This window comes from Bacillus sp. FSL M8-0166, from assembly GCF_038008825.1.
GTDB classification, from domain to species: domain Bacteria; phylum Bacillota; class Bacilli; order Bacillales; family Bacillaceae; genus Bacillus; species Bacillus safensis.
In genome coordinates this window covers 837,786-849,532 of the sequence record NZ_JBBOZZ010000001.1, presented here as the reverse complement: position 1 = coordinate 849,532, position 11,747 = coordinate 837,786, and the positions used below count along the sequence as shown (strand labels likewise).

The 11,747-nt window shown below is 42.1% G+C and carries 8 protein-coding genes; 3 read left to right on the top strand and 5 right to left on the bottom strand.

Annotated features, from left to right (window positions below):
- Positions 1-60 precede the first annotated feature (60 nt).
- From NSS92_RS04780 to NSS92_RS04770, 3 genes are all read left to right on the top strand, one after another.
- Positions 61-1,935 (top strand): terpene cyclase/mutase family protein, encoded by a 1,875-nt coding sequence (locus NSS92_RS04780; protein WP_340867025.1) that lies wholly within the window; start codon positions 61-63, stop codon positions 1,933-1,935.
- Positions 1,928-2,749, top strand: coding sequence for a superoxide dismutase (locus NSS92_RS04775; RefSeq protein WP_267587506.1), 822 nt, complete (start codon positions 1,928-1,930; stop codon positions 2,747-2,749). The genes NSS92_RS04780 and NSS92_RS04775 overlap by 8 nt, the downstream gene beginning before the upstream one ends.
- 149 nt (positions 2,750-2,898) lie before the next feature.
- The gene (locus tag NSS92_RS04770) at positions 2,899-3,849 is read left to right on the top strand and encodes a bile acid:sodium symporter family protein (RefSeq protein WP_267587505.1); all 951 of its coding nucleotides are present in this window, start codon (positions 2,899-2,901) and stop codon (positions 3,847-3,849) included.
- 35 nt (positions 3,850-3,884) lie between these two features.
- Here the strand turns inward: NSS92_RS04770 and odhB are convergent, their stop codons facing one another.
- The 5 genes from odhB to NSS92_RS04745 form a co-directional block, all read right to left on the bottom strand.
- Complete coding sequence (odhB, locus tag NSS92_RS04765; protein WP_039179294.1) at positions 3,885-5,141, bottom strand: 2-oxoglutarate dehydrogenase complex dihydrolipoyllysine-residue succinyltransferase; 1,257 nt, start codon at positions 5,139-5,141, stop codon at positions 3,885-3,887.
- 14 nt (positions 5,142-5,155) lie between these two features.
- Positions 5,156-7,990, bottom strand: coding sequence for a 2-oxoglutarate dehydrogenase E1 component (sucA, locus tag NSS92_RS04760; RefSeq protein WP_340867024.1), 2,835 nt, complete (start codon positions 7,988-7,990; stop codon positions 5,156-5,158).
- Positions 7,991-8,214: 224 nt separating this feature from the next.
- Positions 8,215-10,131, bottom strand: coding sequence for a vWA domain-containing protein (locus tag NSS92_RS04755; protein WP_267587502.1), 1,917 nt, complete (start codon positions 10,129-10,131; stop codon positions 8,215-8,217).
- 11 nt (positions 10,132-10,142) lie between these two features.
- Positions 10,143-11,021, bottom strand: a complete 879-nt coding sequence (locus tag NSS92_RS04750) for an ATP-binding protein (protein WP_340867023.1) — start codon at positions 11,019-11,021, stop codon at positions 10,143-10,145.
- Positions 11,022-11,110: 89 nt separating this feature from the next.
- Positions 11,111-11,689, bottom strand: a complete 579-nt coding sequence (locus tag NSS92_RS04745; protein WP_340867022.1) for a superoxide dismutase family protein — start codon at positions 11,687-11,689, stop codon at positions 11,111-11,113.
- Positions 11,690-11,747: the final 58 nt, after the last annotated feature.

Genomic DNA, 11,747 nt, shown 5'->3' with positions numbered 1-11,747 from the left:
GTTTGCATGTGACAGGCCGGCTCCTGAATATAGTATGAAAGGAAAGGAGCATGGCCGCATATGCAAGATTTTAAATTGAAAGTAAACGAATTTATCGAAGAATTGCACATGCAAATGCAGCGAAGACAACGAGAAGATGGCGCCTTTGTTTTCTGCTTTGAAGGTCCAATGATGACAAATGCTTTTTTGATTATGCTGTTAAAGGCTGTCGGCGATGCGGATCAGGCTTTGGTTGATCAATTAGCAGAAGCGATACGCGAAAAGCAAAATGAGGATGGGTCTTTTTCTTTGTACCATGATCAAACGGGACATGTAACTGCCACTGTGCAAGGTTATTGCGGTATGCTTGTTTCAGGCAGGTTTCAACAAGATGAGCCGCATATGGAAAAAGCAGCGCAATATATTCGATCAAAAGGCGGATTAAAGAACGTTCACTTTATGACAAAGTGGATGCTCGCCGTCAACGGCATGCACCCTTGGCCGTACTTCTATGCACCACTTTCATTTTTACTCGTCCCTACATACTTTCCGCTGCACTTCTATCACCTTAGTGCATATGCAAGAATTCACTTTGTGCCAATGATGATTGCACTCAACAAACGATATACTTCTCATGAGAAATTTCCAAGCCTAGCACACCTTGATGCGAACATGTCTAAGAATCCATTTGACTGGTTTATGGCAAGAGAAGAACGTTCCACTCATCACTTTCTGACTTACATGCGATCGTATACAGCACTTGACAGCCGGCTGGACTTTTTCGGATATGAAGCAGCGAAGCGATATATGTTTGATCGCCTCGAAAAAGATGGCACGCTGTACAGCTATTTAAGCGCAAGTATTTTTATGGTCTATGCACTGATGAGCCTTGGGTACTCCCCGGGACATCATCTCATTTTAAAAGCAGTCAAAGGTATGAAAAAGCTAGTCACAGACTGTCAAGGCAGAATGTATGCAGAAAATTCCACATCCACAGTTTGGGATACAGCGCTTGTCAGTTATGCTTCTCAAAAAGCTGGCAAAAAACAAGAAGACCCAGTCATCGCAAAGTCTTTCTCATACTTACTGAACCGGCAGCAAATGAAGAAAGCAGATTGGGCGATCCATAACCGGCATGCTGCTCCGGGAGGCTTTGGTTTTTCAGATATCAACACGAATAATCCTGATTGTGATGATACGCAAATTGTCTTAAAAGCCATTCCTCGAACGTACGCACCAGTTCAGTGGAAACGAGGATTTCATTGGCTTCTTTCCATGCAAAACCGTGATGGCGGGTTCTCTGCTTTTGAAAAAAACCAAGATCACTTCCTGCTTCGACATCTGCCGCTTGAATCTGCGGAGGATGCAGCTATTGATCCATCAACTCCCGATATTACAGGCCGCGTGCTTCATCTCATTGGTCTTGAAGAGAAAAACATGTCACCACCTATTCACAGACAAAAAGATCAATGTGTCAAGTGGCTTCTAGATCATCAAGAGAAAAATGGATCATGGTTTGGCAGATGGGGTGTTTGCTATATTTATGGAACGTGGGCAGCATTAACAGGTCTAAAAGCTGCCGGCATCCCCTCCACCCATCCTGCTGTTCAAAAAGCGTGCCGATTTTTAAAACAGATTCAACGAGAAGATGGCAGCTTCGGAGAATCGTGTAAAAGTGCAGAGGTAAAAACGTATGTCCCTCTCCCGTTTGGTACAGTGGTTCAGACGGCTTGGGCAGCAGAGGCACTTTTACAATATGAGAAGCCAGATGACAAAACCATTTTAAAAGCCATCTCATTTTTGATCCATCATCAGCACACAAGTAAAGCTTTGCACTATCCAGTAGGCATTGGCCTGCCAAAGCAATTTTACATCACCTATCATAGCTATCCATTTGTCTTTCCCATGATGGCTTGTTCCACATTTTTAGAAGAAATGAGGCGTAAGAATGAATAAGGAAGAGTATCGAATGCAGCTCAAAGAGTGGCTTAGCTCCATTCAACACGCGATTCAAGATGACAACATCCGTCAGAAAGTAGACCATTTATGGTTCACAATGGATGATGAACATTCCAGTGAACAAGAGTGGTATGAACTGGCAGAACGTATTGCTGAGGATATGAATCCACAAGAAGAATTGCGAGAGGTAGCAGTAGGAAGTCATCAATTACCCCCTCTCCCTTACCGGTATGATGCACTAGAACCGTTTATTTCAAAAGAAATTATGTATTTGCACCACCAGAAGCATCATCAATCATATGTTGATGGTTTGAACCAAGCTGAGCTTGCATTAAAAACGGCAAGAAGAACCAATGATTTTAAGATGATCAAGCACTGGGAACGGGAGCTTGCCTTCAATGGTGCAGGACATTATTTACATTGCATTTTTTGGTTCTCCATGAGTCCTTCAGGAAAACGAAAGCCCACTGGACAAATGCTTCGTCTTATTGAACAATCGTTTGACAGTTATGATGCATTTAAATCTCAATTTTCAGCAGCGGCCAAACAAGTAGAGGGTGTTGGCTGGGCCATTCTCGTATGGGCGCCCAGATCTCAGCGATTAGAGATTTTACAAGCAGAACGCCATCAATTTTTGTCACAATGGGACGTGATCCCTCTCCTAGCTCTTGATGTATGGGAGCATGCCTACTATCTTCAATATCTGAATGAAAAAGCGAAATACGTAGATCGTTGGTGGAATGTAGTCAACTGGCATGAGCCAGAAGCAAGGCTTAAGCAAGCACAGCAAGTGAAATGGACTCCTTTTTAAGACGATGCTCCATATAGGCAAATGCTTATATGGAGTATTTTTAGTTTACATGATTTTATTATTAACACCTTCATAAAGAATGGGTTGTTTTTTCAGAAAATTCATTTAAAATAGGAAAGATATGTGAGGAAAGTGAGATGAAGCAATGAATGAACATTCTTTTAACCATTAGTCAATTTGCAGGAAGGACCTTTGCGGTTTGGGTCATTTTCTTTGCATGTCTTGGATTTGCTTTTCCTGATGTATTTTCTCAAATTGGACCGTATATCCCTTTTTTACTAGGTGTCATTATGTTTGGGATGGGACTTACGTTGTCTGGTGAAGATTTTAAGGAGCTTTTTCGAAAACCTCTCTATGTGCTTATCGGGGTTTTAGCGCAGTACACACTCATGCCGCTGATCGCCTTTCTATTAGCTTACGGATTACGGCTGCCGTCTGAAATTGCAGTAGGTGTTATTCTTGTGGGCTGCTGCCCAGGCGGTACAGCATCCAATGTCATGACCTTCTTGGCAAAAGGCAATATGGCATTATCCGTAGCGGTCACAACTATATCGACCCTTCTTGCTCCCTTTTTAACGCCTCTCTTTATTTTCATCTTTGCAAGATCATGGTTACCTGTATCACCGGAGGCATTATTTTTGTCGATTGTCCAAGTTGTGCTTATTCCTATTATCTTAGGGGTTGTCGTTAAGGTGTTTTTCAAAAAACAAGTAAACTATGCGGTTCAAGCATTGCCGCTTGTATCTGTTGCTGGAATTGTGGTGATTATTGCAGCGGTTGTCAGTGCAAATAAAGAGCAGATTCTTCAATCTGGATTGCTGATATTTGCCGTTGTCGTTTTACATAATGGGCTCGGTCTTTTATTTGGTTACCTTATTGCGAAATGGTGCAAAATGGATATCCCTTCTCAAAGAGCGATTTCGATTGAAGTAGGCATGCAAAACTCCGGGCTCGGTGCAGCCCTTGCAACAGCACACTTCTCACCGCTCGCAGCCGTACCAAGTGCGATTTTTAGTGTGTGGCATAATTTATCTGGTTCCTGGCTTGCGACGTATTGGTCAAAACGAGGACAACATGACAGCGAAAAGAAAAAAAGCTAGCACCTTAACAAGTGCTAGCTTTTTATAATTGAAGATTATCCTTCAAGCAATAGCTGCTCAGGATCTTCAAGCAGATTTTTAATCGTGACGAGGAATCCAACTGCTTCTTTACCATCGACAATGCGGTGGTCATAAGAAAGAGCTAAATACATCATCGGACGGTTCTCAAAACGTTCTTCATCAATCGCCACCGGACGAAGCTGAATTTTATGCATCCCTAAAATTCCAACTTGAGGGCTGTTTAAAATCGGTGTTGAAAGCAGAGAACCAAATGTTCCGCCGTTTGTGATCGTGAATGATCCACCTTGTAACTCACTAAGAGCCAATTTGTTATCTCTTGCTTTTTTCGCAAGATGACCAATTTCTTTTTCAATCCCCGCAAATGACAATCTGTCTGCATCACGAACAACCGGTACGACAAGTCCTTCGTTTGCAGCAACAGCGATGCCGATGTCATAGAATTTCTTCAAGACAAGCTCATCACCTTGAATTTCTGCGTTAAGCAGCGGATATTTCTTCAGTGCTGCTACAACTGCTTTTGTAAAGAAGGACATGAAGCCAAGCTTGACATCATTTTGTTCTAGGAAGGCATCTTTACGACGCTTTCTTAAATCCATCACAGCTGTCATATCGACTTCATTAAATGTCGTCAGCATCGCAGCCGTTTGTTGAACTTCAACTAAACGTTTTGCAATTGTTTGTCTGCGGCGTGACATTCTTTCACGTTCAACTGGCTTTCCTGGTTGTTCAGTTTGCACCGCAGCATTTGCTTTTGGCGCGGCTTTCGGTGCACTTGCAGGTGCTTCATTCTTTTGATAAGAAGCGACATCCTGCTTTCGTACCCTGCCCAGCGGATCTACGGTTGGAATCTCAGATAAGTCTAATCCCTTCTCTCTCGCTAGTTTTCTAGCTGCAGGAGAAGCGATGGTTCTGCCATTACCAGCTTTCGGCTCTTCTTTCACTGCTTCTTCTTTTTGAGCAGCTGCTGGTTCTTCTTTCGAAGCTGGTGCAGAAGCTTGCTCAGGTGCTGGAGCTGCGGACTCGCTTCCGCCGGCTTCACCTGCTGCAATCGTTCCGATGACCTCTCCAACTTGTACAGTGTCACCAGAATCTTTCAGCACTTCTTTTAGTACACCAGATTCTTCAGCAGTCAGTTCGACATTGACTTTATCTGTTTCAAGTTCTAGCAGGTACTCCCCCTGCTCCACATAATCGCCCGGCTGCTTTAGCCATTGAGCAATCGTTCCTTCCGAGATTGATTCCGCTAATTCAGGTACTTTAATTTCCGCCATTTTTCATTTCCCCCTTAGTTTTTGCGAGTCAAGCTATCAGATACAATTCGTTCTTGTTCTTTTTTATGCACAGTTGGATCACCCTCAGCCGTACTTGAACGTCTTCTTCGGCCGATGTAACGTACTTTTACTTTTTCAGGCGCAATCTCACGTAAATATGGCTCAATGTATCCCCAAGCTCCCATATTTTGCGGTTCTTCTTGCACCCATACGATTTCTTCTAAGTTTGTCAGCTTTGTTAAAATTCCTTTAATATCTTTGGCTGGGAACGGATATAGCTGTTCCACTCTTGCAACGTGAAGCCAATCTTTCGGCTCTTCCATTTGAGTAAAACGATCACTAATATCAATGGATACCTTCCCGCTAGATAGCACGAGACGCGATACTTTTTCATGATCATGTACAAGACCTGGCTGTTCAAGAACTGGACAGAACTGTCCATCCGTTAATTCTTGGACTTCAGACAATGTGTTCGGGTTACGAAGCAGACTCTTCGGTGTCATAATGACAAGCGGACGAATCTCTTCACGAAGCAGCATTTTCGCCTGTCTTCTAAGAATATGGAAATATTGCGCTGCACTTGTCAGGTTCGCAACTGTCCAGTTATTCTCAGCAGCTGATTGCAGGAAGCGCTCTGTTCTTCCACTTGAATGCTCAGGACCTTGTCCTTCATATCCATGCGGCAACAGCATGACTAAACCTGATTTTTGTCCCCATTTTGCACGGCCAGCTGAGATAAATTGATCGAAATACACTTGAGCCGCATTTGCGAAGTCTCCGAATTGAGCTTCCCAAATCACTAACGTTTCAGGAGAATAGACATTATAACCATATTCAAACCCGATAACTGAGCCTTCCGACAGTGGACTGTTATGAACCGTAAACGATGCATTTGCATCACTCAGTTCATGAAGAGCAATAAATTCATCACCCGTTTGACTGTCGTGAAGAACAAGGTTTCTTTGAGCAAAAGTACCACGCTCTGAATCCTGTCCGGTCATTCGAATTGGCGTACCGTCTTTTAATATAGATGCAAATGCGAGTGCTTCCCCAAGTGACCATTCTACTTTACGGTCATCTGTAAACACTTTTGCACGTTTTTCAAGGATCCGCTTCAGTTTACCAAATACTTGGAAACCATTCGGCCAGCTGATCAATTCTTCATTCAGCTTTCGCAGTACATCAAATTCTACTGATGTATCCACTGCTGGGAAGCCGTTTGATACAGGCTCTGGCAGTTCGATTTCTTGAATCGTATGCTCTTTCTTTGAAGGCACCTTTTTATAGGCTTCTTCTATTTTTGACGTCACAGCCTGCTCGATTTCTTCACGCTGCTCTTTTGTCAAAAGCCCTTCTGCAACAAGTTTATCTGCAAAGATATTCTTGACCGTTTTGTGCTTTCTAACCGCATCGTACAGCATTGGCTGAGTTGTAGAAGGCTCATCCATTTCGTTATGACCGTATCTGCGATAGCCGATCAAGTCAATAAGGAAATCCTTCTTGAATCGTTTGCGGTATTCTACAGCTAGCTGAACAGCCGCTAAACACGCTTCTGGATCATCTGCATTGACGTGAACAATAGGAATCTCAAACCCTTTTGCAAGGTCACTTGCATATTTCGTCGAGCGAGATTCATTGCTTTCCGTTGTAAAACCGATCATATTGTTGGCAATAATATGGATGGTTCCGCCCACTTGATAGCCTACAAGTTGACTTAAATTTAATGTTTCTGCCACAATTCCTTCTCCAGGGAATGCTGCATCCCCATGAATTAAGATGGCTAACGCTTTTTCAACGTCTTGAACTGGATAGCCTTTTTGAGTACGTGATTCCTGAGCGGCACGCGTGCTTCCTTCAATAATTGGATCAATGAATTCCAAGTGACTTGGGTTATTAGCAAGCGTAACTCTCGCACTCTTTGTATCTTCGTCTTTGATTTGACGGTCAGCTCCAAGATGGTACTTAACATCCCCCGTCCATCCATAGCTGATGCCAATAGAGCCTTCTGATGGAACAAGCTCTTTATTTGGCGCATGCTGGAATTCAGAGAAAATGATCTCATATGGCTTTCCTAGCACATGTGCTAATACATTTAAACGGCCTCTGTGTGCCATTCCAATGTTAATATTTGAAGTCCCTTGTGTAACAGACTCTGAAATAATTTCATCAAGTACTGGGACAAGTGCGTCTAAACCTTCTATTGAGAAACGCTTTTGCCCAACAAATGTTTTATGAAGAAACTGCTCGAACTGCTCAACTTCTGTTAATCTCTTGAACACAGAAACTAGTTTATCTGCTGGTTTTTTCTTAAATAGTTCACCAGACTCGATCGATTTTGAGAGCCAGTTTCGCTCTTCGAAGTCATGCACGTGATCAAACTCAAATGAAATGGTACGCTTATACGTATTTCTCAAATGGTTAATGGCTTCTATGCCGTTTGAAATGTGTTTTGGTGCATCCGGACTAATAATAGATATCGGAATATTCTTGACATCTTCTTCTGTTAAACCGTACTCCTTTAAAGGAAACAGCTCTTGTAATTCCTTTTCTTTGCGAAGAGGATTGACGGAAGCATTTAAATGGCCATACGTTCTGATGTCTTCTGCCAGTTTAACGACTGATGCTATCTTTTGGATTTGTTCAGAAGTAACTACGCTATTTTCTTTTTTCCCAATTTCCTCCTTCATTTCACTCGGCGGTGCACCAAGTTCATCAAATATGCCTCTTAGATCTTCATCAACACTAGTAGGATCCTGGACATACTGATCGTAGAGCTCGAGCACATAGCCGAGGTTCGGACCATGAAATTCTTCCCAACTCAACGGTTGTTTCACATCATTTTGAAACATTTTGAACACTACCCCCAACTTTGATCATCAAGTGATTGAACACTATCTCGATATAACTTCCAGAACACAATGACCAAATTTATGTAATAAAACGCTTCCAATAATATTCTACCACTGTTTTGGATTACTTTCTACATTCTTTGTTCAATTAAAGATAAAAAATTCACAGAAAAACAAAAAATTTAAATCATTCCGAAAAATAATTTGAAGAAAGGGGCAAAACCTTATGCCCCAATGCTTTTATGCAGCAGTTTCTTCAGTAATGGGTATAAAACATCTGGCAATGTATCGACATCTGGTACAAAAATGCTGAACTTGCCATACATATCTTGAATGGTTTTCATCTGTGCTTCTTCTATCGGCGAATTGGATAAAAACACATTGATCACCTCAATGCCCTTTTTCCTCGCTTCAAGAACTGCTTCATGTGTATCGACAATCCCATTTTGTTCGTAGCTGAACGCAGCTGGCTCTCCGTCTGAAAAGACAATCAGAAACTTTTGCGCTTCTCTTCGTTTTAAAATCATCTTTGTCATTTGACGGATCGCATAGCCATCCCGGTTATCCTCTTCTGGCTCAAGAGACATAATAGAAGGCCCTGCATCAAATAGAGAATCTTTGAACGACACGACTGTGTTGAAGTAGTTTGGCTGACTTGTTTCAGTCGCGTCGTTTGTATCTTCCCAAAACCCAACAATTTGATGTGGGACTTGCACGGATTTTAACGCTTCATGAAATAGAACAATGCCTTTTTTCGTCTCATCCATCTTGTCAAACATGCTCGCTGAACAGTCAACTAATAAGGTGAAAACAGCATCAATCTGAGAAGACGGTGCCTGTTTTTTATAGAAAAGACGCGGATTAGACTCTGTAAAGTAGCGAATCAGCTTTTTGCTGAGACGTCCTGCATGAAGGTCTGTTTTAGGCCATGATTTTTTATGTTCAAGTGTTTTTTGGATCATTTGTTTTAAGCGTTTCTGGTAAGGTTCAATTTCCTTAGCATGCTGCTTGTATACATCGATTTGTTCTGGCATTGGAGGATCTGGTGAAATCATGACTGGAAACGCATATTTGTTCTCTTTTCCATTTTCATGACCGTCTGCTCCGCTTTCTTCACCTTCAGCCTCTTCCAGCGCTTCAAGCTTTGAATAATCTTTTCGGTGTGTTTGCTTTGCAGAGCCTTGGACAGTTCCGAGTGCCTGATCTCCGTCATCGCCTTCTCTTGCTGCATCCTTACCAAGATCACTTTTACCGCCGTGCTCTAAATCAAATTGAAGGAAGCTTTTGGATGGCGCTTCGGTTTCTCGATGCCACACTTCCATATACTCTTGGTGAATATCTTCATCGCCTTCTTTTTCTCGGTCGACTTTGATGTCCTCACTTAATTTAGGTTTTCTTTTTAAGTCATGGAACAGCGGTTCTTTTGCCGCTTGTTCATAGTCCAATTCAGGAAAGAAAAAGTACGTATTGAGCATGTCCTTTTCAAGAAGCTCATCGAAGCCTTCCATTAATTCTTTTACAATAACTGCGATGTCTGCTGTTGAACCCGCATCATATACACGTTCAAGACTTGACTCAATAAACGGAATCATCGGGTTGATCTGCTCATGAAGAGGCGGGATCTCTTCAAGGGGAGAATCAGCTGTCAGCTTCACATAAATCGCACAAAAGAGTGCATCCGTTAAAATGCTTCGTTCTTGGTTAATCGTTAATTGCGTCTTAAAGTGACGCCGGTATAGCTCTCTTCTTCGTTTAAATACCTTTTTTGTTCCAGGGCGGCCTCGTTTAATCCGCTCTTCAATCCGGATATCTTCAAACAGCATAAACAATTGTTTACATAAATCAGGAATGGATAATGTATGGGCATAGCGAATGATCTCCTGAAATACAATAAGATCACTGTAAACCGTCCCTACTGCACGAAGGAACACATCGCTTTTCAGCCCTGCTATCATATCTTCTTGTTTACGATCATCCCAAAAATGACTGATGAAAATTTTCTTTTCAAACGGTTCATAGTAGGACTGCACACCGTATTCAAGCTCGACATCATCACTTTTTGCTAACGTTTTGGCTAAATCCGTTAATTCCATAAATAGAAATGAATCGATTCTGCTGTCATTAAATTTGATGAATTTCAAAAGTCAGAACCTCACTCGAATAATGTTTGGGCGATATTTCTTACCGCTGCTTTTTCCCGGTCATCTTCCAGCTTTTCAACAATCCCTCGTTCAACGGCACGAAGCGGCGGGATGTATTGCGCAAGATCACAAGTATCTAGGAGCGCGCGGATGGATGCTGCTTCTTCACTCACCTGTCCGTTATGAGCTTGTGTAATAAGGTCTGATGAGAGCTGTACGAATTGATCGATTAATCGCTCATCTTTTAAAACAGATTGAGATTGCAATACATCTTTCAGGATACCGCCGCCGATATATGGAACGTCAATGACAACAAAACGGTTTTTTAACGCTTCATTTAGAGGCACTGTGCCGACATATCCTTCATTGATTGCTGCAATGACGCCAAAGCCTTCTTCTGCTTTAACAACCTCGCCTGTAAATGGGTTTGTCATCATTTTTCTGTAGTCAAGTACACCGTTTAAAATAGGTAATGTTTCTGGCTTTGCCATGTTGATTTCATCAATATATAAAAGATGGCCTTTTTTCATTGCTTTCGTCACAGGTCCTTCAATGAATTCAATCGAAGCCACCTGACCATCATTGTGGATGGTTTTATAGCCAATCAAGCTTTCAGCATCAAGATCAACCGAACAGTTCACACTGTGCATCGGCTGCTGAAAGAAAGCGGATAATGTTTCTGCTAGTTTTGTTTTACCTGAGCCAGTCGGTCCCTTTAAAAGAACGTTTTTTCCTAGTGCTAATGCGATCATGGCATCTTGAATGATAGAAGTATCCTGTGATTCATAACCGCCTGTTCCAATAAGGGGACGAAATTCTTCTACCAGCACTTTTGCTTTTGCTTCAATCATTGCTTGAATTTCTTCTGGGAGTGATTGTTCGTTAAACATGTATGATTAATTCCTCTCTTCGATCATTTTCCTCACCAAGTATACTAAAAAAACCTTTATGCACTCAATACATAAAGGTTAGACTTCTGTTATTTTACCATTTCTTTTGTCATCGCTCCGCAAGCGATGCGTTTCCCTGAGTTACCAGAAGGGTTACTTAAGTAATCATCTGCTTCTGCATGAATGATAAAACTTCGCCCATTTTGATCAATTAATTGATTTGGGCCTCCCTTTAACGTCACATCTGGTACATTCACGACAACATCAATTTGTCCATCTGCCCCTACCTCTAAATTAGGCATATCTCCAGCATGGTGCCCCTTTGGATTGTCAAAACCATGCTCTCTATGGGTTGGATTAAAGTGAGCCCCCGCCGTTTCAAAATCTGGCGTTTCACATATTCCTGTTTCATGAATATGAAAGCCGTGAGGACCTGGCGGCAGTCCTTTCGCTTTCACATGCAGATCCAGCCCATTTTCTGAGGACTCTCTTATTTCAATGCTCCCTATTTTTTGCCCGCTTTCGTTTATGAGTGACGTCGTGACTGGTGCTTGTTTAGGTGCTGAAACTTCGCTTGTTTCTTCTGTCGTTTCTTTTTTCGGCGGTGCATGACATGCTGATGCGGTAAAGATCAAACATATCATGATCATCCACACTGACTTTTTCATTTATGACTGCCCCCTTTTGGTATCAGTATGGACAATCACAGCAGCGGGCAAACAAAAA

Excerpts from the sequence above, each read along its gene's own strand:
- NSS92_RS04780 (WP_340867025.1), top strand. The coding sequence starts at position 61 with ATGCAAGATTTTAAATTGAAAGTAAACGAATTTATCGAAGAATTGCAC.
- NSS92_RS04775 (WP_267587506.1), top strand. The coding sequence starts at position 1,928 with ATGAATAAGGAAGAGTATCGAATGCAGCTCAAAGAGTGGCTTAGCTCC.
- NSS92_RS04770 (WP_267587505.1), top strand. The coding sequence starts at position 2,899 with ATGAACATTCTTTTAACCATTAGTCAATTTGCAGGAAGGACCTTTGCG.
- odhB (WP_039179294.1), bottom strand. The coding sequence starts at position 5,141 with ATGGCGGAAATTAAAGTACCTGAATTAGCGGAATCAATCTCGGAAGGA.
- sucA (WP_340867024.1), bottom strand. The coding sequence starts at position 7,990 with ATGTTTCAAAATGATGTGAAACAACCGTTGAGTTGGGAAGAATTTCAT.
- NSS92_RS04750 (WP_340867023.1), bottom strand. The coding sequence starts at position 11,021 with ATGTTTAACGAACAATCACTCCCAGAAGAAATTCAAGCAATGATTGAA.
- NSS92_RS04745 (WP_340867022.1), bottom strand. The coding sequence starts at position 11,689 with ATGAAAAAGTCAGTGTGGATGATCATGATATGTTTGATCTTTACCGCA.